This window comes from Burkholderia sp. 22088, from assembly GCF_052045915.1.
Classification (GTDB): domain Bacteria; phylum Pseudomonadota; class Gammaproteobacteria; order Burkholderiales; family Burkholderiaceae; genus Burkholderia; species Burkholderia cepacia.
The window spans coordinates 1-21280 of the sequence record NZ_JBQEPY010000033.1 but is presented as its reverse complement, the minus strand read 5'-3'; the positions used below and the strand labels follow the sequence as shown (position 1 = coordinate 21280).

General features: G+C 67.9%; 20 protein-coding genes. 13 read left to right on the top strand and 7 right to left on the bottom strand.

The genetic code is table 11. The annotated features are described in order from the left end of the window. The first annotated feature begins 147 nt into the window (after positions 1-147). From ACTJLD_RS40245 to ACTJLD_RS40210, 8 genes are all read left to right on the top strand, one after another. Entirely contained in the window at positions 148-777 is a 630-nt protein-coding gene (locus ACTJLD_RS40245) for a LysE family translocator (RefSeq protein WP_027786907.1), read from the top strand. Positions 778-822: 45 nt separating this feature from the next. Then, positions 823-1239: a hypothetical protein gene (locus ACTJLD_RS40240; protein ID WP_059692993.1), complete on the top strand. Its 417-nt coding sequence runs from the start codon at positions 823-825 to the stop codon at positions 1237-1239. A gap of 353 nt (positions 1240-1592) precedes the next feature. Further along, positions 1593-2684, top strand: coding sequence for a toxic anion resistance protein (locus ACTJLD_RS40235; protein WP_027786909.1), 1092 nt, complete (start codon positions 1593-1595; stop codon positions 2682-2684). Positions 2685-2704: 20 nt separating this feature from the next. Then, positions 2705-3451 (top strand): VWA domain-containing protein, encoded by a 747-nt coding sequence (locus ACTJLD_RS40230; RefSeq protein WP_027786910.1) that lies wholly within the window; start codon positions 2705-2707, stop codon positions 3449-3451. 46 nt (positions 3452-3497) lie between these two features. Then, complete coding sequence (locus ACTJLD_RS40225) at positions 3498-4514, top strand: DUF475 domain-containing protein (protein ID WP_440661629.1); 1017 nt, start codon at positions 3498-3500, stop codon at positions 4512-4514. Between the two features lie 101 nt (positions 4515-4615). After that, positions 4616-5272 (top strand): TerD family protein, encoded by a 657-nt coding sequence (locus tag ACTJLD_RS40220; RefSeq protein WP_021163605.1) that lies wholly within the window; start codon positions 4616-4618, stop codon positions 5270-5272. A 51-nt stretch (positions 5273-5323) separates the two neighbouring features. Beyond that, on the top strand, positions 5324-6190 hold the full coding sequence (locus ACTJLD_RS40215) for a hypothetical protein (RefSeq protein WP_059692997.1): 867 nt from the start codon (positions 5324-5326) through the stop codon (positions 6188-6190). Positions 6191-6341: 151 nt separating this feature from the next. Then, positions 6342-6962, top strand: coding sequence for an HAD family hydrolase (locus ACTJLD_RS40210; protein WP_027786913.1), 621 nt, complete (start codon positions 6342-6344; stop codon positions 6960-6962). Positions 6963-6985: 23 nt separating this feature from the next. Here the strand turns inward: ACTJLD_RS40210 and ACTJLD_RS40205 are convergent, their stop codons facing one another. Then, the gene (locus ACTJLD_RS40205; RefSeq protein ID WP_027786914.1) at positions 6986-8095 is read right to left on the bottom strand and encodes a fatty acid desaturase; all 1110 of its coding nucleotides are present in this window, start codon (positions 8093-8095) and stop codon (positions 6986-6988) included. Between the two features lie 204 nt (positions 8096-8299). On the opposite strand from ACTJLD_RS40205, the gene ACTJLD_RS40200 reads away from it, so the two are divergent. Further along, positions 8300-9337 (top strand): AraC family transcriptional regulator, encoded by a 1038-nt coding sequence (locus tag ACTJLD_RS40200; RefSeq protein WP_440661625.1) that lies wholly within the window; start codon positions 8300-8302, stop codon positions 9335-9337. Positions 9338-9398: 61 nt separating this feature from the next. Here ACTJLD_RS40200 and ACTJLD_RS40195 read toward each other — a convergent pair whose 3' ends face one another. From ACTJLD_RS40195 to cysD, 5 genes are all read right to left on the bottom strand, one after another. After that, positions 9399-10448, bottom strand: coding sequence for a lactonase family protein (locus tag ACTJLD_RS40195; RefSeq protein WP_440661624.1), 1050 nt, complete (start codon positions 10446-10448; stop codon positions 9399-9401). Then, positions 10435-11802 carry an MFS transporter gene (locus ACTJLD_RS40190; protein ID WP_440661622.1) on the bottom strand — a complete coding sequence of 456 codons (1368 nt, stop codon included), beginning with the start codon at positions 11800-11802 and terminating at the stop codon, positions 10435-10437. Before ACTJLD_RS40190 ends, ACTJLD_RS40195 begins: the two co-directional genes overlap by 14 nt. 257 nt (positions 11803-12059) lie before the next feature. Continuing rightward, positions 12060-13247: a helix-turn-helix transcriptional regulator gene (locus tag ACTJLD_RS40185; RefSeq protein WP_440661620.1), complete on the bottom strand. Its 1188-nt coding sequence runs from the start codon at positions 13245-13247 to the stop codon at positions 12060-12062. Positions 13248-13385: 138 nt separating this feature from the next. Then, positions 13386-15299 (bottom strand): sulfate adenylyltransferase subunit CysN, encoded by a 1914-nt coding sequence (cysN, locus tag ACTJLD_RS40180; protein ID WP_440661619.1) that lies wholly within the window; start codon positions 15297-15299, stop codon positions 13386-13388. Further along, entirely contained in the window at positions 15299-16279 is a 981-nt protein-coding gene (gene cysD, locus ACTJLD_RS40175) for a sulfate adenylyltransferase subunit CysD (protein WP_440661617.1), read from the bottom strand. Before cysD ends, cysN begins: the two co-directional genes overlap by 1 nt. Positions 16280-16409: 130 nt before the next feature. Between cysD and ACTJLD_RS40170 the strand changes: the two genes are divergently transcribed. From ACTJLD_RS40170 to ACTJLD_RS40155, 4 genes are read left to right on the top strand one after another with little or no spacing between them, the layout of a single operon-like run. Beyond that, positions 16410-17519 carry a DUF1214 domain-containing protein gene (locus ACTJLD_RS40170; protein WP_440661616.1) on the top strand — a complete coding sequence of 370 codons (1110 nt, stop codon included), beginning with the start codon at positions 16410-16412 and terminating at the stop codon, positions 17517-17519. Further along, entirely contained in the window at positions 17516-18709 is a 1194-nt protein-coding gene (locus ACTJLD_RS40165; RefSeq protein WP_440661614.1) for a sulfotransferase family protein, read from the top strand. Before ACTJLD_RS40170 ends, ACTJLD_RS40165 begins: the two co-directional genes overlap by 4 nt. Before the next feature lie 41 nt (positions 18710-18750). After that, on the top strand, positions 18751-19542 hold the full coding sequence (locus ACTJLD_RS40160) for an SDR family oxidoreductase (protein ID WP_091925860.1): 792 nt from the start codon (positions 18751-18753) through the stop codon (positions 19540-19542). Between the two features lie 17 nt (positions 19543-19559). Then, entirely contained in the window at positions 19560-20540 is a 981-nt protein-coding gene (locus ACTJLD_RS40155) for an acetyltransferase (protein WP_440661613.1), read from the top strand. 122 nt (positions 20541-20662) lie between these two features. On the opposite strand, the gene ACTJLD_RS40150 is transcribed toward ACTJLD_RS40155, so the two are convergent. Further along, the gene (locus ACTJLD_RS40150; RefSeq protein WP_440661611.1) at positions 20663-21142 is read right to left on the bottom strand and encodes an SRPBCC domain-containing protein; all 480 of its coding nucleotides are present in this window, start codon (positions 21140-21142) and stop codon (positions 20663-20665) included. Between the last annotated feature and the right edge of the window lie 138 nt (positions 21143-21280).

The window sequence follows — 21280 nt, the reverse complement described above, 5'->3', positions numbered from 1 at the left end:
AACCGCCGAGCGGACCTCGGGGCGAACATGCGATCATCGGTCGTTCGAATGCGTCGTCATGATTCGCGCGCGCCGGCAGCGGCCCGCGCGGCCGAAGACGGCGACGCCATCCCGTTCGCAAGCTCCCTTCAGAAGGAACGCCACGCCATGTCGTTGTCCGCCTTGCTCGCTTTTGCCCTGATCCTCTCCGTCGGCGTCGCGACGCCCGGCCCGACGGTGTTGCTCGCGATGAGCAACGGCTCACGGTACGGATTGCGTCACGCACTGGTCGGCATGCTCGGTGCCGTCACCGCCGATGTCGTGATGGTTGCGCTGGTCGGGTTCGGTCTCGGGATGCTGCTCGAAGCATCGGAAACGGCGTTCGTCACGCTGAAGCTGGCCGGTGCCGCGTGGCTTGCCTATGTCGGTGTGCGGATGCTGCTCTCGTCCGGTGGTCGTGCTGCCGCGCAGGCAGTCGATCAGGCGATGCCCGATCGCCGGACCGCGTTCCTGAAGAGTTTTTTCGTCGCAATGAGCAACCCGAAGTATTACCTGTTCATGTCCGCGCTGCTGCCGCAGTTCGTCGACCGGTCGCACGCGATCGCGCCGCAGTACGCGATCCTCGCAGCGACGATCGTCGCGATCGACGTCGTCGGGATGACCGGCTACGCGCTGCTCGGCGTGCACTCGGTGCGCGTGTGGAAAGCGGCCGGCGAGAAGTGGCTGAACCGCGTCAGCGGGGCGCTGCTGCTGATTCTCGCGGGATATGTCGCGTTGTACCGCAAGGCCGCGAACTGACGCGCCGATGCTTCCGGCACACGATCTCGGCCAACCGGCCCGGCGATGAAGCCGATCGAGCGTTTCGCGCTCGAAACGCACGACGGTCCGTACGAAACGTGGCCGTCGCGTACCGCCGTGCTCGTGAACGGCGAGCGCTCCGGCCTCACGGTTTCCGGTTACGTACTGCTTCGCCAGTTCGAGACGCCGGCCGCTTATCTGCTCGTCACCGACTACGACTGCCTGTTCGAGGAGGCCGTCACGTTCACGCTCGTGTCGAAGGATCCATTGAAGGAAATTGCGCGGCGCACGGTCGGCGCGATGTATGCGTCGTGCCATCTGGACGACCTCGCGTGGGCCGACGACCGGCATTTCAGCGCGACGTTCGTGGACATCGACGGACGATGGGATTTTACGATTCGTGACCGATCGGTGCCGTTCATCCTGCCCAGGCTCGGGATGAATCGCGTGCGGGATCGGTAATGCGCGATCGGTGCCCAAGAGGGGCTTGGCCACGTGTGCGCGCCGTCTGAAACCCGCTCAAACAGGCGGTTTCATTTCTCTTTCGCATTGATCCGACATGTAAGTTTCGGCGCGTCCGAATCTCGCGTGGCCAGCCCGCATCGCGGCAGGAGTGGCGGCGCTCCTGCATGACGTCCGTCCGCCACCTTACAAAATGAATGGAAATTGAAAGAATTCCTTCCCTTGACGCAAGGCGCTCGGGCCATTTATTGTCCGTCTGCCGCCCGTGAGAGAGCACGGCGGCAATCGCGGATGCGCGCCACGCGCGCACGACAACACGCAGCAGAAAGCAGAAAAGGAAACGTGGTAGCCACATGAAGCCGCTATTCGATGACAAGAACTCCGATGCGGTCAGCGATCGTCCTTCCACCCCGTCTTCGTCACCCGTCGCCGTGCCTGCCGCCGCCGTCACTGTGCCGGCCGCGCGCCCGGCGGAGAATGTCCGCCTGATCACCGTCGACGAGATCGACCAGCTCGGCGCGACGCAGGGCACGCGGATCGCCGCTTTTTCCCAGCAGATTCTCGCGAGCGTCCGCGCGTCGGATGCCGACCAGTTCGGTGACAAGCTCAACGAACTGATCGCGACCGCGAAGGGGCTCGATCCGCGCGGCGCCGACAAGGGCGGGCTGCTCACGCAGGTCACGCGGCTGTTTCGCTCGACCAAGGAGAAGCTGCTGTCGCAATACGAATCGGTGAGCAAGCGGATGGACACGCTCGTCGTCGAGCTCGAGAGCCATGCGCGGCGCCAGAAGGCCGGCATCGACGAGCTCGAGCGGATGTACAACGACAACTACGCGCTGCACCAGGAGCTCGCGCAGTCGAAGGCGCACGGCGAAACGGCGCTCGCGACGCTGCGTGCGCATCTCGCGGCCGGCCAGCAGCCGGCGGACGACGCGTTCGCCGCACAACGCCTGCTCGACGTGAAGCGCAAGGTCGACGCGCTCGAAAGCAAGCTCGACGACCTCGACCGCGCGATGCTGATGTCGAAGCAGCTCGCGCCGCAGATCCGCATGGAGCAGGACCAGAAACGCACGCTGACGTCGAAGTTCATGACGATCAAGACCGTGCTGATCCCCGCGTGGACCAATGCGTTCGCGCTCTACCTCGAGCAGCTCAGCACGAAGCGCGCGGCGGCACTCGCGAACGCGACGTACGACGCGGCCGACGAGGCGATCCGCGCGCAGGCCGACCTGAACCGCCAGAACGCGCAGGAAGTCGCGAAGCTCGGCCAGCGCCCGGTGATCTCGACCGACACGTTCGAATACGCGCAGCAGCAGCTGTTCGGCGCATTCGACGACATCACGCAGATCATCGCCGACGGCAAGCGCCAGCGCGAGCAGGACGCGCCGCGCCTGCGCCAGCTCGAACAGGACCTGATCACCCGATTCGCTCCGAAGCACAACTGAGAGAACTGAGAGAACACCGCATGATTACGCTTGAGAAACGCGCGGCGAAGGTCGCGATCGTCCTCGAAAAACGCCAGATCCTGAAGCCGCCCGTCGTGCGCGTCGGCGCGGCGCTCGACATCTCCGGCTCCGCGAAGCCGCTCTACCAGTCGGGCGTGATCCAGGAGACGCACGACCGGATCCTCGGCATCGCACTGAAGTTCGACGACAACGGCGAAGTCGACACGTGGACCTTCACCGAAGGCTACAACCGGCTGCCGACCGCGACGCCGGACAACTACGGCTCGTACATTTCCGACCACGTGCTCGAAGCGCGGATCGACAAATGGGGCGGCACGCAGTACGCGCCGGTGATGAACGACATCGTCGACTTCTTCTTCCGCGCGCCGCAGCCGTCGCCGCAACGCGAAGAGAAGCGCGGGTTCCTGAGCCGGCTGTTCGGCGGCGCGGACGAGACGCCGGCACCAGCGGCTTCCGCGCCGGTCAACGGCCATCTGCCCGCATGGGTGCTGTTCGTCACCGACGGGCAGAACCCGAAGAACGATCGCAAGCGCGTGCGCCAGTTGCTGGCCGAGTCGCAGCACTACCCGCTGTACTGGTCGCTCGTCGGCGTCGGCGACCCGAGCGAATTCGGCTTCCTCGCGGAAATCGCGGAAGAGATGCCGAACGTCGGCTTCCTGCATCTCGAATCGCTCGACATCAGCGACGAACAGATCTACGAACAGTTGATCACGCAGGAATTCTGCGACTGGGTGCGCGCGAAGTAAGCGCGACCCGCACGTCATTTTTTCCCGAAACTCGAAACTCCACATCATGTTGAAAGACTTCAAGATCCCGCTGTCGCTCACGGCGCTCGCACTGGTCGCCGCGTATTTCCTCGGCGGCGTGAAAGACATGCTGATCGTCGCGGTCCTGTGCGTGCTCGAAATCTCGTTGTCGCTCGACAACGCGGTCGTCAACGCCTCCGTGCTCAAGAACTGGTCGGAGAAGTGGCGCAACCGCTTCATGGTGTTCGGCCTGCCGGTCGCCGTGTTCGGCATGCGGCTCGTGTTCCCGCTGCTGATCGTCGCGGTGATCGGCCACATCGGCATGTGGGATGCGCTGACGCTCGCGATCGAGTCGCCGGAGAAGTACGCGGCGATCCTGACTTCCGCGCATCACCAGGTGTCGGCGTTCGGCGGCGCGTTCCTGCTGATGGTGTTCTTCAAGTTCATGCTCGACACCGAGAAGGACGAGCACTGGATCGGCTTCCTCGAAGGCCCGATGCGCCATCTCGGCCGCATCACCGCGCTGGAAGTGGCGCTGACGCTCGCGATCGTGATCATCGCGTCGTTCTACGTGCCGTCGGCGGAACAGGTCGCCTTCCTGCTGGCAGGCGCGTTCGGCGTGATCAGCTTCGTGATCGCGCACGGTATCGGCGACCTGATCGGCGGCGAGGAAACGGGCACGCGCGTGGTGCGCGAAGGCGTCGCGGGTTTCATGTATCTCGAGGTGCTCGATTCGTCGTTCAGCTTCGACGGCGTGATCGGCGCATTCGCGCTGTCGAACAACATCTTCCTGATCGCGCTCGGCCTCGGCGTCGGCGCGGCCTATATCCGGGAGATGACGCTCGTGCTGCTGAAGAAGGGCACGCTCGCGCAATATCGCTATCTCGAGCACGGCGCATTCTGGGCGATCGGTGCGCTCGCAACGATCATGTTCCTCGGCGTGAAATTCGAGGTGCCGGAGGTCATCACGGGCCTGGTCGGCGCGGCGATGATCGCCGCGGCCGTGTGGTCGTCGATCGTCGTGCAGCGCAAGGAAGACCGCACCGCGGTGGCCGGCGAATAAGCACGCGCCGCGCGCGGCACGCAAACCATCAACGAGGGGGCCGCGCAGGGCGGCCCGGCATTGCCGCCGGCGCAACGGCGGTTCCAGCAGAAGAGGTTCAGATGATCAATTTGTCGAAAGGCGGTCGCGTCAACCTGTCGAAGGAAGCGCCCGGCACGCAGAAATTCCGCATCGGTCTCGGTTGGGACGCGAACGCGACGGACACGGGCACGGATTTCGATCTCGACGTGTCGGTGTTCCTGTGCAAGTACGACGCGCAGAGCAATCCGAAGCTGATCTCGGATCAGCATTTCGTGTTCTACAACAGCGAAGTGCGCACGATGGAGCGCAAGGAAACCTTCATCCAGCCGGGCGACGATTTCCCGAAGCGCGGGATGCCCGCGTCGAAGTGCCTGGGTGTCGTGCACAGCGGCGACAACCGCACGGGCAGCGGCGGCGGCGACGACGAAGTGATCTTCATCGACGTGACGAAGCTCGCCGCGGACATCGAGGAAATCTCGGTGGTCGTGACGATCGACCAGGCCGAAGCGCGCCGCCAGAATTTCGGCCAGGTGCGCAACAGCTACATCCAGATCGCCGACGAGGTGTCGGGCGCGGTGATCGCGAAGTACGCACTCGAGGAGGACTTCTCGATGGAGACGTCGGTGCAGGTGGGCAGCTTCTATCGCCGCGACGGCCACTTCATGTTCAAGGCGGTCGGCGCCGGCTACAACCGCGGCCTGGGCGACTTCGTGCGCGCGTACGGCGGCGCGGTCTGACTGGCGGCAGTCCGGCCGGCGGGACACCGCCGCGCCGGGCAGGAAGCAGCGATGACGAATCCGTCCGACGAGCCGAAGCGGCTCGAGTTCGATACGACGCCCGAGCGCACGCCCGGGCGTCTTGCGTTCGACGCGCCGCCCGCGGCCGCGACGCAGGGCGCGCGCGCGCCCGAGCGGCCGGCACCGCAGGCGCTCGACTTCGGGCCGGCGCCCGACAGGCCCGTGCGCACCGCGCCGGCCGAGGCGGTCGGCCGCGCGGTGTTCGGCGAGTCGAACCATCCGCAGCTCGAAGCATGCTTCCGCGCCGCGCAGGCCAGCTTCCCGAATCTCTATCCCGACTACGCGCCGCGCATCGAGCGGCACATCCGGCAACTGGTACCGCTGAAGCTCACGACGGTCGCGACGATCGGCGACGGCGCGCTGGAGACGGCAGGCAACCTCGTCGAAGCCGTCGCGGCCACCACGCGCGAATTCAACGAACTCGGCGCGGCCGACATGATGGCCGGCATGCTCGCGCAGGCGACGCGCAAGGCCGGCATGTTCGAACGCTGGTTCGGCGGGGCGGCGGGCCATGTCGACTACCGGGCGGCGCTCGGTGCGCTCAAGCAGTCGCTCGGTTTCTTTCCGCGCCGCACCGAGGAACTCGCCGCGAAGGTTCGCCATGCGGAAGAAAATCTCGTGGTCGTACTCGCGGCGCTGAGCGCGGTGTCGGACGTCGTGCGCGCACCGGACGATGCGGGCATCGAGCGCACGCTGTTCGACCGCCGCAACATCGTCGGGCAGGCGGTGCAGCAGATCCGCATGCAACCCGCGCAATTGCGCGGGCTCGACGAGCGCGTGACCGATCTGCTGTCGCGCGCCGATCACCTGATGAACGTCGTGCTGCCGGCGGCGCTGGCGGCGCGGCCGCAGCGCTGAGCGAACGGCGCATAGGGCACGAAGCGCACGGATGCGCGCGCCGCGGCGCGCGCGTTCGCTGCGCAGGCCACGCCGCGTCACGCCATTTCACGTGCACCGGCGCGAGTCTGCTATCTTCCCGGGCATCTCATTGCTTTCCCGCCGATTCTCCATGACCGACCGCATCGTTGCCGCATTCGATTTCGACGGCACCATCACGACGACCGACAGCTTTCGCCATTTCGTCCGCTATGCGGTCGGCACGCCGCGCTTCGCATGGGCCGGGCTGCGTGCGCTGCCGTGGATCGTCGCGATGAAGGCCGGGCTGCTGTCGCGTGGCGATGCGAAAGCGAAGTTCGCGTCGTTCGCGTTCGGGCCCGTGCGCGAGGACGCACTCGATGCGCAGGCGCGTACGTTCGTCGACACCTATCTGCCGGGCCTCGTGCGTCCGGAAATGCTCGAACGCATTCGCGAGCACCGGGCACGCGGGCACGAAGTCGTGCTGGTGAGCGCGTCGCCGTCGCTGTACCTGGAGAAGTGGGCGAAGACGGCCGGCTTCGATGCGGTGCTCGCGACGCGGCTCGCGTTCGAGCGCGGCACGTTTGCCGGCCGGCTCGACGGCGAAAACTGCTGGGGGCCGCAGAAGGTCGTGCGGCTGCGCGGGTGGTGGGGCAGCCGGCCGCCGAAACAGCTGTTCGCGTACGGCGACAGCCGCGGCGACAAGGAAATGGCCGAGCTCGCGAACTGGTCGTGGATCCGCGGGCAAGGGCCGATGCCGCCGATCGGCGGCTGAGCCGGCGCGGCGCCGGTTTTACATCACGCGTCGGCTTGCGCGTGGCGAGCGCGGCGCGACGGTCGATACGGGCCCCAGCGATTCGCACGCGCGAAGGTGCCGACGTCGTTGAAGCGCACGCCGACTTCACGCAGCGCCGCATGCGCAGTGCGCGCGGTCAGCTGGCGAATGTAGAACGGGTCGCGCACCACGAAGTGATGGATCGCATGCGTGCTGCCGAAGTTGAAGCAGAACAGCTGGAACGGCAGCATCCACCACGGGTTGAGCACCTGCGTCTGCTGGATCACGTTGCGTGAATCGATATCGCCGAAGTAATGCATGTTCGAGCTGACGAAGTTGATGCAGAAGCTGCGCACGAAATTCGGCCCGAGCCACACCACGGCCAGGAAATCGACGACGCTCATCGCGCGCGCGACGATGGCCGGCACCGTCACCGCGTAGCCGAACGCATGCAGCGCGAACAGGCCGGCGTGATAGACGATGAACGCATGCCACAGCACGTAATACACGTGACCGACCGGCATGTACGACGACACCTGCTCGACGCGCAACTGCATGCGTTCGGACGGGTCCTGCACCGGTTGCGCTGCCACGTACTGCTTCACCTTGCGGCGCATCGCGGCCGGCCGCAGCACGACGGCGAGCATGCCGTCGGCGATCATCAGCAGGCGCTTCACGCCCCAGCGCTCGCCGTTGGTGATGCCGAATTCCTCGAGATCCGATTCGCCGCCCGACACCTTGTGGTGATGCAGGTGCATGCGCCGCCGCGTCCACGGGTTGATCGTGCCGGGCCGCGTGAGCCAGCACAGCGCCATCATCAGGTGATAGGCCCACGGCGTCTTCTTGAAGTACATCAGGTGGATCAGGTCGTGCTCGAGCTCGTGGATCAGCGACGTGACGAACGCGGCGAGCGGCAGCGCGACGTACCACGCGATCGCCCCGCGCGCATACAGCCAGGCGATCGCGAGCATTGCGCTCACCGACACGGCCATCACGGTCGCGCCGACGAGGTTCTGGTTGTCGAGCAGCGGAAAGCGCGCGCGGATCGCGTCGCTCGCGGCGTTGACCTCGCGGCGGACGTACGCGACCTTGTCCGCGTCGTGGCGAAAGGCGGTTCGTGCGGGTTGGCTCATCGACCGGATTCCTGCGGAAAGAGTGGGGCGTTATGCCGATGTGACAAGCATAGGCGCGCACCGGGCCGCCCGCGAGGGCCGCGGGTGCCAATGGCGGTGTCATTTCGGGCCACGTTGGCCGGCCGGCGCGGCTAGAGTCTCGCCCCGGTGTCATTGCGGGCCAGCGGCGCTACAATCCGCCGAAACCGCTCCGGAGTCCTCCGCATGGCCCTGTCCGTCCCGGATGCCGCGCGCCAGTTGAACAAGGCGACGGTGTCGTCCGCGTATGCGCTGTTCATGCTGATGCTGGCCGAGGAGCGCGGTATCGACGGCGGCCGCATTCTCGCGGGCTCGGGTGTCGAGCGCGACCGGCTCGCGCAGCCCGATGCGCGCATCACGCCGCTGCAACAGGCGGCGATCGTGTTCAACCTGCTCGACGCGACGGACGATCCGTCGATCGCGATCGAGATCGGCCTGCGCAGCAGCCTGACGAAAGCGGGACTGATCGGCTTCGGGCTGATGAGCTGCGCGACGCTCGGCGAGGCGATCTCGCTCGGCATCCGCTACCTGCCGACGCGCGTGCCGTTCTTCTCGGTGCGGCTCGCGCGGCTCGACGGGACCGTCGACATCGACGTGCTCGAAGCGTTTCCGCTCGGCCGGCTGCGGCAGTTCGCGGTCGAGAACTTCCTGGTCGAGACGGCGATCCTGTTCAATTCGCTGCTGTATCCGGTGCCGGCGCGCACGCTGCAGTCGCGCGCCGAACTCCACTTCGAATGGCCCGAGCCGCCGTGGTTCGAGCGTTATCGCGCGCGCCTGCCGCGCTGCCATTTCGACGCGAGCGCGAACCGCATCCGTTGCGATGCCGCGCTGCTCGACGAACCGATCGGCACCGCGAACGCGCACACCGCGCAGATGATCGTGCAGCAGTGCGAGGCCGAACTCGCGCGGCTCGGGTATGCGGAGAGCATCGTCGAGCGCGTGCGCAACCTGCTGATCTGCGGCGAGGGCGGCTATCCGGCGGTCGACGACGTCGCGCGCGAGCTGCATGTATCGGCGCGTACGCTCAAGCGCAAGCTCGCCGAATACGGTGCGACCTATTCGGCGCTGCTCGACGAGATCCGGTTGCGCGACGCGCTGCGGCTGCTCGAGGGGACGCGGCTGCCGGTGGACGAGATCGCCGCGCGCGTCGGTTATACGGATCGCGCGAACTTCACGCGTGCGTTCAAGCGCTGGACGGGTGTCGCGCCGAGCGAGCGGCGCTGAACGCGGGCATGCGCCGGCCCGCGTGGCGGGACTGCCGGTTCATGCTCCACGTATCCCTTCTTCAGACGATCTCGACCCAGTTCGCGCCGCGCCCGCCCGGCACGCGTGCGTGCGGCGACAGCGCGCCATCGTCCTGCGAGATCGCATACACCGACACGTATTCCGACTGTTCGCCGCACGCGACGAGCCAGCGCCCCGACGGGTCGATCGCGAACCCGCGCGGTTGCGTTTCGGTGGCCGTTGCATGCGCGGGCTCGAACGTGCCGTCTGCGGTGCGGCGATAGCAGAGCAGGCGGCTCGACGTGCGTTCGCTGACGTAGGCGAAACGCTCGTCGGGGCTCAGGTGCAGGTCGGCGGCCCAGACGGAGGGCTCGGTGGGCGCGGGCGGCCGCGCATGGCCCGGCGCGAGTTCGGCGACGGCCGGATGGCGCGCACTCACGTGCGCCTCGCCGAGCCGGCCGGTATCGGGGTCGCGCGCGAACGTGGCGAGCGTGGCCTGGAATTCGCTGACGACGACGAGCACTCGGCCGTCGCGCGCGAACTGCAGGTGGCGCGGGCCGAACCCGGCCGGCACGCGCGTTTCGCCGTGTTCGAGCGCGCGCAGGCCGGCCGCGTCCTCGACCAGCGCGAAGCTGAACACGCGATCCGAGCCGAGCGAGCTGACATAGGCGAAACGGTTGTCCGGCGACACGATCACCGAGTGCGCGTTCGCGATGCCGCCCACGACCTGCAGCGGCGTGCCGTCGCCGTCGCGCACGCGCGCGGCGTCGTAGAGGCTCAGCGAATTTCCGCCGTACGACGCGCCGAGCAGCCAGCGGCCGTCGCGGTCGAGCGACAGGTACGCATGGCTCGCGTCGATCGCGGTCGCGCCGATGCGCACGAGCGCGCCGGTGGCCGGCACGACGCGGAACGCGACGATCGTCGGCTGTTCGCCGCGCGTCGCGACGTAGAGCCGCGCGCGGTCGGCCTGCACGGCGATCGGCATCGCGACGTCGGCTGCGGGATAGCGGGCGAGCGGCGCGAGCGTGCCGTCGGCCGCGAGCGAAAACGTGGCGAGGTCGGCGTCGGCGGCGTTCGAGACGACGACGGTCAGGCGATCAGTGTTCGGCATGGCGGAGCATCGATGCGTTCGTCGGGGCGGTGTCGGCCGGCAGGCCGCGCGGCGGATCGCTGCGCCGGTGCGTGCGCGCGAACAGCGCGGCCACGGCGGCGACGAGCGAAGCGATCGCGAGCGCATACAGCCCGCCCGTGATCGAACCCGTATGTTGCTTCAGATAGCCGAAGGCCGTCGGCGCGACGAAGCCGCCGAGGTTGCCGACCGAGTTGATCAGCGCGATCACGGCCGCGGCCACGCGCGTGTCGAGATAGCCCTGCGGGATCGGCCAGAACAGTGACGCCGCGGCCTTGAAGCCGAGCGCGGCGAAGCAGATCGACGCGAACGACCAGGCCGGATCGTGCGACGTCGACGCGAACAGCCCGCACGCGGCGAGCACGAGCGCGAACGCGAGCCAGCGCTGCGGATGCTTCCATTTCGACGACAGCACCGCGAAGCCGTACATCGCGCCGATCGCGATCATCCACGGAATCGTGTTGTACAGGCCGACCTGGAAATCGGTGAGGCCGCCCATCTTGCGGATGATCGTCGGCAGCCAGAACGTGGCCGCGTAGATCGTCAGCTGGATCGAGAAATACAGGAAGCAGAACAGCATGATCTGCGGATCGCGCAGCAGCGCGGTGGCGCGCACCGGCACGTTCGAACGGACGTCGCGCGCCGAGCGTTCCTCGTCGAGCGCGTTCTGCAGTGCCGTGCGTTCCTCGGCGGTGAGCCACGTCGCGTCGCGGATGTGCGATTTCAGCAGCAGCCAGCTCGCACCGCACAGCGCGACGGAGAACAGTCCTTCGATCAGGAACATCCACTGCCAGCCTTCGAGGCCGAAGCCGCGGATCGACAGCAGCGCACCGGTGACCGGCCCGGACAGCACCGACGCGAACGCGGAGCCGCCGAGGAAGATCGCCATCGCCTTGCCGCGTTCCTGCGGCGGCAGCCATTGCGACAGGTACAGCACGACGCCGGGGAAGAAACCGGCCTCGGCCGCGCCGAGCAGGAAGCGCAGGGCATAGAACGACGTGTCGTTCCACACGAACGCCATCGCGGCCGCGACGATGCCCCACGTCGCCATGATCCGCGCGAGCCACACGCGGGCGCCGTAGCGCTGCATCAGCAGGTTCGACGGCACCTCGAACAGCGCATAGCCGACGAAGAACAACCCGGCACCGAGGCCGTACGCGGCCGCGCCGATGCCGATCGACGCTTCGAGGTGGCGATCGACGAAGCCGACGTTCACGCGGTCGATGTAGTTCGCGATGAACATGATCAGCACGAGCGGCAGCACATGCCACTTCACTTTCGAGACGGCGGACGCGAGCGGGTCGCGTCCGGGCAGGGCGGGCGAGGGCGGGTTCAAGCGTGTCTCCGGTCGGGCGGGGCTGTGTAGTATGTCGTCGTATGACATGGTACGCCTGAGTGCCGATGGAGACGTCGCGGGTTTACCCGGGAATTACCCGGATATTGGGGAATTTCATGAGATTCTTCGGGCGGCCGTCAATGTCTGATGACATATGACATGAAACGAGTGTGTGCCAATCGCCGGGATACCCGGTGGCGACCCGCGCGCGTGGTGCATCTCCTAGGCAACCCGTCCGGCGGCTGCGCTCGCGGCCGCTACGCCATCGACACGACGCTGTTGAGCAGCGTCTTCACGAGCACGGCCTGCCGCGTTGCGCCCGTTTTCGCGAAGATGCCGCGCAGGTGCGCGCGTGCGGTGTTCTTCGTGATGCCGGTCGCGGCGGCGGCCTCGTCGAGCGTCAGCCCGTCGACGAGCAGCAGCGCGATTTCGGTTTCCATCGGCGTGAGCCGGAACAGCCGGTGCAGCATGTCGCGCGACGTCTGCGGCGACGACACGGGATCGCGCACGAACACCGCGACGGCCGGCCGGTGCCGGCGGTCCTCGGCGCCGCGGTAGGGGGCGAGCGGGCGCAGCAGCACGCTCAACGGCATCGCGCCGCCGGGGCGCGACAGCGTGGTGGCTTCGATGCGGGCGAGCGCGCCCGCGCGGAAATGCTCGAGCGCGGCCTGCAATGCCTTCTGCAGCCGGCGCTCGTCGAGCGGGCACGATGCGTGGAGCCGCTCGTGGCGCACGCACAGCCCGTCCTGCTGCTCGATCAGCCGCTCGGCGATGCGGTTGCGCTTGATCACGCGGCCGTCCTCGTCGACGATCGCCGTGCCGACATCGAGCCGGTCGACGGTGCCCGCGTACAGCGCGCGTTCGGCATCGAGCACGTCGAACGCCGCGTGCAGCTCGACTGCCCGCTGCAGGTGCGGCAGCAGCGTCGCGACCTGCGCGCGTTCGGTCGCGTCGAAGTCCCGCCCGCCGTGCGCGCGGCTCACGAAGAACGCGCATTCGACGCCGCGTTCGCCGCGCAGGTTCGCGCCGAGGATGTAGCGCAGGTCGAGCGGCTGCAGGTATTGCCGGTAGAAATCGTGCGCGCGCCACGCGGTTTCGCCGAACAGCCGGTCGGCCGTGAAGACCTGGCCGGGCGGCTGATCGAGAAACGGGCACAGCGCATAGAACTGCTCGCTGTACGACGGTTCGCCGGGCAGCAGCGGGCCGTGCGCCGACGCGTTGATGATGAGCCCGTGCCGTGCGCCGCCCGGGTTGCGCAGCACCAGTGTCGTGAAGCGCGCGTCGAGCCGCACGCGGACCGCTTCGAGGAAGCCGGCCCACGGGGTCGCTTCCGACGGGCCCTGGTAGACGAGCCCGAGCCACGCGCTGAGTTCGCGCGCCGTCCACGCCGCGTCGTCGAAGCCGTCGTGCGCGGCCGGATCGCCGGGTGCCAGCGCGATGGGCATGCTCGTGTTCTCCTGGATCGGGGTGAAGGGTTCCCGAGCCAGCATACCGGCCGCCCGGCGGCCCGCGTCATCCGAACGGAGGAGGCGGCGCGCCCGGGCGGGCCGGCGGGCAACCGCCGGGCTGCCCGCCTGCGGCGCCTACGCCGCGCGCTCGCGCAGCAGGTAAGCGACGATGCGCCCGGCCGCTTCGTCGGGGGACTCGGCGACCGTATCGACGCGCAGTTCGGGCCGCGCGGGCGGCTCGTACGGCGAATCGATGCCCGTGAAATGCTTCAGCTCGCCGCGCCGCGCCTTCTTGTACAGGCCCTTCGGGTCGCGCTCCTCGGCGACCGCGAGCGGCGTGTCGACGAACACCTCGACGAACTCGTCGGGGCCGGCGAGCGCACGCGCCATCTCGCGTTCCGAGCGGAACGGCGAGATGAACGACACGAGCGTGATGAGCCCCGCGTCGAGCATCAGCCGCGCGACTTCGGCGACGCGCCGGGTGTTCTCCACGCGATCGGCCTCGGTGAAGCCGAGATCGCGATTGAGCCCGTGCCGCACGTTGTCGCCGTCGAGCAGGTACGTGTGCTTGCCGAGCGCGTGCAGCCGCTTCTCGACGAGGTTCGCGATCGTCGACTTGCCGGCGCCCGACAGCCCCGTCAGCCACACGATGCGCGGCGTCTGCGCCTTCTGCGCGGCACGCGCGGCGCGGTCGACGTCGACGGCCTGCCAGTGCACGTTGTGCGCGCGGCGCAGCGCGAAGTGCAGCATCCCGGCACCGACCGTGTCGTTGGTGAAACGGTCGATCACGATGAAGCCGCCCGTGTGGCGGTTGCGGTCGTACGGATCGAACGCCACGGGCCGGTCGAAGCTCAGGTTGCACACGCCGATTTCGTTGAGCGCGAGCGTGCGCGCCGCGAGATGCTCGCGCGTGTTCACGTCGACCTTGTACTTCGGCGTCGCGCAGGTCGCGCCGACCGTCTGCGTGCCGAGTTTCACGAGATACGGGCGGCCGGGCAGCAGCGGCGCGTCGTGCATCCACACGAGCGTCGCCTCGAACTGGTCGGCCACCTCGGGCGGCGCGTCCGCGCGCGCGATCATGTCGCCGCGGCTGATGTCGATCTCGTCGGCGAGCGTGAGCGTCACCGCGTCGCCGGCGTGCGCGATGCCGCTTTCGCCGCGTTGCGTGATCACCGACGCGACGCGGCTCTCCTTGCCGGACGGCAGCACGCGCACGCGCTCGCCGACGCGGATCTCGCCCGATGCGATGCTGCCCGCGTAGCCGCGGAAATTCAGGTGCGGGCGGTTGACCCACTGCACCGGCAGCCGGAACGGCTCGTCGCGCGTCACGCGCGCGGCAAGCGGCAGCGTGTCGAGATGCTGCATCAGCGTCGGGCCCGCGTACCACGGCATCCGCGTGCCCGGCGCGATCACGTTGTCGCCGCGCAGCGCCGACATCGGGATGCTGACGATCTCCGCCAGCCCGAGCTCGGCCGCGAACGCGCGATAGTCGGCGTCGATGCGCTCGAACACGGCCCGGTCGTAGTCGACCAGGTCCATCTTGTTGATCGCGAGCACCACGCGCCTGATGCCGATCAGCGCGACGAGATGGCTATGACGGCGCGTCTGCGTGAGCACGCCCTTGCGCGCGTCGATCAGGATCACGGCGAGATCGGCGGTCGACGCGCCGGTGATCATGTTGCGCGTGTACTGCTCGTGGCCGGGCGTGTCGGCGACGATGAACTTGCGGCGCGCGGTCGCGAAGAAGCGGTACGCGACGTCGATCGTGATCCCTTGTTCGCGCTCGGCCGACAGGCCGTCGACGAGCAGCGCGAAATCGAGCTCGCCGCCCTGCGTGCCGACCTTCTTCGAATCGGCTTCGAGCTGCGTGAGCTGGTCGTCGAACAGCATGTTCGATTCGTAGAGCAGGCGGCCGATCAGCGTGCTCTTGCCGTCGTCGACGCTGCCGCACGTGATGAAGCGCAGCAGGTCCTTCGTCTGCGCATCGGCGGCGTGCATGTTGGGCGTCGCGTGTGCGGGCGCCTCGGGCGCGGTGAGAACGTGTGCCATCAGAAATATCCCTCCTGTTTCTTCTTTTCCATCGAGCCGGCCGAATCGCTGTCGATCAGGCGTCCTTGTCGTTCCGACGTGCGCGTCTCGCGCATTTCCCGAAGGATGTCGTCGAGCGAGCTCGCGTCGCTGTCGATCGCGCCCGTCAGCGGGTAGCAGCCGAGCGTGCGAAAGCGCACCTTGCGCATCTGCGGCACTTCGCCTTTGCGCAGCGGCATGCGTTCGTCGTCGACCATGATCAGCGCGCCGTCGCGTTCGACGACGGGCCGTTCCTTCGCGAAGTAGAGCGGCACGATCGGAATGTCGTGAAGCTGGATGTACTGCCAGATGTCGAGTTCGGTCCAGTTCGAGATCGGGAACACCCGCAGGCTTTCGCCCTTGCGCTTGCGCGCGTTGTACAGCGACCAGAGTTCGGGACGCTGGCGCTTCGGGTCCCAGCGGTGCTGCTCCGAGCGCAGCGACACGATGCGTTCCTTCGCGCGCGATTTCTCCTCGTCGCGGCGCGCGCCGCCGAACGCGGCATCGAAGCCGTAATGATCGAGCGCCTGCTTGAGCCCCTGCGTCTTCCACACGTCGGTGTGCATGGCCGAGCCGTGCGTGAACGGATTGATGTCGTTCGCGATGCCGTCGGGGTTCACGTGCACGCGCAGGTCGAGGCCGAGGCGCGCGGCCGTCTCGTCGCGAAACGCGATCATCTCGCGGAATTTCCACGTCGTATCGACGTGCAGCAGCGGAAAGGGCGGCTTCGCCGGGTAGAACGCCTTCATCGCGAGATGCAGCATGACCGAGCTGTCCTTGCCGATCGAATACAGCATCACCGGGTTCTCGCTCTCGGCCACCACCTCGCGCATGATGTGGATGCTTTCGGCCTCCAGTCGCTCCAAGTGGGTCAACATCGTTCGTCTCCTTGTTTCATGCCGGCGCCGCGCGACATGTGCGGCGTTTCGTGCATGACGCCAACGGTATCGAGCGAGCGGCATGCCGCTCTTCGTCCGGGTGGACTAAACCGCGGCGCGGCCGTGGAGCGGATCTTTCCTTAGTCCACCCGGACGAGGAGGTGCGCGACGCCGGCGCTTAAGGTGAGCGCTCGACCATCGGCGGAGACGACACATGACGGACGACACACGTGCCACGCAATTGCTTTCGGGCCAGACCTGGGCCGATTTCTGCGACACCCTGAAACGCAGCGGCGAACAGATCCTGCGCGCCGAGGCGCCGGACGATCCGCTGACACGCGCGGAAGGCTTTCGTTACCTGAGCCGGCTGATGCGCATCGCGCTCGAAATGCACGTCGAATTCGCGGACGGCGCGTGGCCCGGCTTTTTCTCGCCGTCGCACGAGACCGCGAAGATCGGCGCCGACAATCCCGACAACCTGTACCAGTACGCGCGGCTCGACGGCCGTTGCGAATACCGCGTGACGGGGCGGCGCGGCACGGTGGCCTACCTGAGCTTCGGCACGCAGAAGGGCGGCTACGAGACCGACGGCAAGATGCTGCAGACGGGCTTTCTCGATGCGAAGCAGCTCGAGATCGCACCGGACGGCAGCTTCGAGATCGTGCTCGGCGACACACCGCGCGCGGGCAACTGGGTACGCATGGAGCCCGGCACCAACGCGTTGCTGGTGCGCCAGACCTTCCTCGACCGGCGCACGGAGACGCCCGCGCAACTGAAGATCGAACGCATCGGCGCACACGACCGCCCGGCGCCGCTCGATCCGCTCGCGTTGGAGGGCGGCCTCACGCGCGCCGCGCAGTTCGTCGAGCAGACGGCGAAGCTGTTCGCCGACTGGGCCGCGGGCTACCGGTCGCACGTGAACGCGCTGCCGCCCGCCGACCAGGCGCTGTGCCAGTCGGTCGGCGGCGACCCGAACATCTACTACTACCACTCGTGCTGGGAGCTGGCCGACGACGAGGCGCTCGTGATCGACGTCGACACGGTGCCCGACTGCGATTTCTGGAACGTGCAGCTCAACAACTACTGGATGGAGTCGCTCGACTACCGGCACTTCGATATCTGCGTGAACAAGCACGGCGCGCGACGGAATGCGGACGGTGGCGTGACGGTGGTCGTCGCGGCCGCGCGGCCGGGCGACGCGAACTGGCTCGATACGGCCGGGCATCGCACCGGCACGATCTGCTGGCGCTGGGTCGGCGCCGCGCAGCCGGTGCATCCGCGCACGCGGGTCGTGAAGCTCGCCGCGCTGAAGGAGGCCGCATGAACGCGCCGATCGACCTGATCCGCACGCGGCTCGACGCCGACGGACTGATCGCCGAGGCCGTGTCGCGCACGGGCGGGCTCACCGCGTTCGGCGACGGACCGTATCGCGAGGCGCTCGACGTGATGTGCGCGTCGCTGATCGACGAAGCGAAGCTGTCCGAACGCGGCGCGACGATGATGCGCGAGAAGCTCGTCGGGCAACTCGTGAACCGGCTCGTCGTCGAGGATTACTTCCGGCGCCATCCGGAGATCGCGGACATCGCGATCGACGATCCGCTCGTGATCGTCGGCCTGCCGCGCACGGGTACGACGCTGTTGCAGCGGCTGCTGGCCGTCGATCCGCGCTTCCATACTGCCGCGTGGTGGGAAACCCGCTACCCGGCGCCGCTCGCGGGCGAGACGCTGGCCGAGCCGGCGGTGCGCATCGCCCGCGCGCAGGCCGAAGTCGCGACGATGATCGACTGCATTCCGCAGATCCTGACGATTCATCCGCTCGATGCGATGCTCGCCGACGAGGAGTTCATGCTGATGGAACACTCGTTCGTGTGCGCGATGGATTCGTACGCCAACGTGCCGCGTTATACGGCGTGGCTCGCACGGCAGGATCTCACGCCGGTCTATACGTACCTGAAGCGGATGCTGCAGTTCCTGCAATGGCAGAAGGCGCAGCGCGGGGGCGCGCCGGCCGCGCGCTGGCTGCTGAAGACGCCGCAGCACCTGCATGCGCTCGACGTGCTGTGCCGCGTGTTCCCGCGCGCGCAGGTCGTGCTTACGCACCGCGACCCGGCGCAGACGATTCCGTCGATGGCCAGCATGGCGCACACGCTGTGGCAGATGTATGCGGACGATCCCGATCCGCTTGCCGTCGGTGCGCAGTGGAACGCGGGGATGGCCCGCGCAATCGGTGCCGCAATGGCCGCGCGCGATGCGCTGCCGGCCGGCCGCTTCCTCGACGTGCGTTTCGAGGACACGGTGTCGAATCCGCTCGGCGTGGCCGAGGCCGTGTACGCGTTTGCCGGCCTGCCGCTCGATGCGCGGCGGCGCACGGCGATGACCGACTGGATGGCGCGCAACGGCCGCGACAAGCGTGCCGCGCACGACTATTCGATCGCGCGCTTCGGCTTCACCGATGCGCAGCTCGCGCGCGACTTCGCCGCGTATCGCGCGCGGCACCTGCGGGCGGCCGGCTGACGGCCCGGCTCGCGAGACCAACGACAACCAGGAGACAAGCCATGTTGCTGAAGGACAAGATCGTCGTGATTTCCGGGATCGGGCCGGGGCTCGGCGTGAAGCTCGCCGTCGAGGCCGCGCGCGAGGGCGCGCGCGGCGTGGTCGTCGCGGCGCGCACGACGGAAAAGCTCGACGACGCCGAAACGCGGATCCGTGCACTCGGCGTCGATTGCGACGTGCTGAAGGTGAAGACCGACATCACCGATCGCGCGCAATGCCGGCAGCTCGCGACGCAGGCCGTCGAGCGCTTCGGCCGGATCGATGCGCTCGTGAACAGCGCATTCGTGCACGGCAGGTTTCCCGAACCGGTGGAGGACGCCGACCTCGACGGCTGGCGCGCGGTGTTCGACACCAACGTGTTCGGCACGATGGCGCTTACGCAGGAAGTCGTGCCGCACATGAAGCGGCACAAGCGCGGCGCGATCGTGATGATCAACACGCAGGCGACCCGCAAGCCGTTTGCAGGGGAAGGCGGCTACGCTGTATCGAAGGGGGCGCTCGCCGTTGCGGCAAAATACCTGGCGCGCGAACTCGGCGTGCACGGCATTCGCGCGAACAGCATCCACATGGGGTGGATGTGGGGCGTACCGACCCGGACGTATTTCCGGCAGGCGGCGGCCGAATACGGGATGACGGAAGAGCAGGTCATCGCGCCGGTCGCGTCGAACATCGCGCTCGCGAAGCTGCCGACCGACGACGATTGCGCGCGCGCGGCGCTGTTCCTCGCGTCGGACTACGCGAACGCGGTGACGGGCGCGACGCTCGACGCAAATGGCGGCGATTTCATGCCCTGACGACGGAGCAAAGGATCATGCAGGACAACCACGACGAACGACACTTCCTTGCGTTCAACGGCGACGCGGACGGCCTGTGCGCGCTTCAGCAACTGCGGCTCGCGGAGGGCGTGCGCGGCACGCTCGTGACCGGCGTGAAGCGCGACATCAAGCTGCTCGAGCGGATCGACGCGCACGCGGGCGACATCGTCACCGTGCTCGACGTGTCGCACGACCAGAATCGCGATGCGTGCGCGCGGCTGCTGCGCGACGGCGCGACGGTCCGCTATTTCGACCATCACTTCGCGGGCGAGCTTCCCGACGATCCGCGCTTCGACGCGCATATCGACACGGCGGCCGACGTCTGCACGAGCGCGATCGTGAACCGTTATCTCGGCGGCCGGCACGTGCGCTGGGCGATCGTCGCGGCATTCGGCGACGAGCTGCCGGCGCTCGGCGGCGCGCTCGCGCGCGAGCACGGGATCGACGACGCGGCGCGCGACACGCTCGCCGAACTGGGCCTCTACCTGAACTACAACGCGTACGGCGAGTGTGTCGGCGATCTGCATTTCGACCCGGCGGCACTTGCCGATGCGATGCTGCCGTGCGTCGACCCGCTCGAGTTCGTGCGCGAGACCGCCGTATTCGCCGCGCTGCGCGACGGCTACCGCGACGACATGGCACGGGCGTGCGCACTCGCGCCGCTGCGCGAGGTGCCCGGCGCGACGCTGGTCCGGATGCCCGATCATCCATGGGCGCGGCGCGCGACGGGCATGCTCGCGAACGAGCGGATGCGCAACGCGCCGCATGCGGCGCTCGCGGTGCTGTCGCCGCGCGCGGACGGCGGGCTCGTCGTCAGCGTGCGCGTGCCCGACGGCCGGCCGCTCGGCGCCGACGAGTTCTGTCGCGGCTTTCCGACCGGCGGCGGGCGCAAGCGCGCGGGCGGCATCAATCACCTGCCGGAAACCGAGTTCGACGCGTTCGCCGAGCGGTTCGAGGCGGCGTTCCGGCTCGATTGATGCGACGGCCCGCGACGCCGCCCATCGCGCGATAGTCGATCGCGGTCGAATACGCGACGATCAGTTCGCGGATGTCGTGATGGTCGGACAGCGTTTGCAGATCGGGCATCGGCGGCTCCCGGTCAGGCGCCGTTGCGCCGGCGTGCCGCATGGAGCGCTTCGGCGCGCCGCTTCACGTCGCGCGCGCACTGGTCGAAACCCTGTTTCACCCACGCACCGTGGTTCTGCATGATCGCGTCCGCGTTGATGCCGAGGAACTGGTCGGTCGTGAAATAACGGCAGCGTTCCGCGCCGATCGCGTCGATGTACTGGTCGCGGCGCGCGGCGTCCTTGTTGTCGTCGGTCGGGCGCTGCTCCCACGACAGCAGGCGTTCCGGTTCGCACGCGACGAGGATCTCGTTGACGGGAATCACGGTTTCCGTGCCGGGAATGCGCACCTGCATGTGCACGAAATCGCCGAGCCTGCCGGTCGTTTCGAAGCCGACGCAGAACGTGTTCCATTCGCCGTAGCGCGGGAAGTCGGTCAGCACTTCCCAGACGACGGAGGTCGGTGCGTCGATGTCGACGGTGATCGAGGTGACGAGATTCGAGGGTTTGGTCATGGCGGCGTATCGGGTGAGTAGCGGGTGAAGCCGCGCGCCCGGCCGGCCGGACTGTAAGTCGAATGGCACGCGATGTAACAAAACCTGTCGATCGCGCGCCGTTGTCGTGCAGACGCAATGCGGGCGTCAAGCGGACGT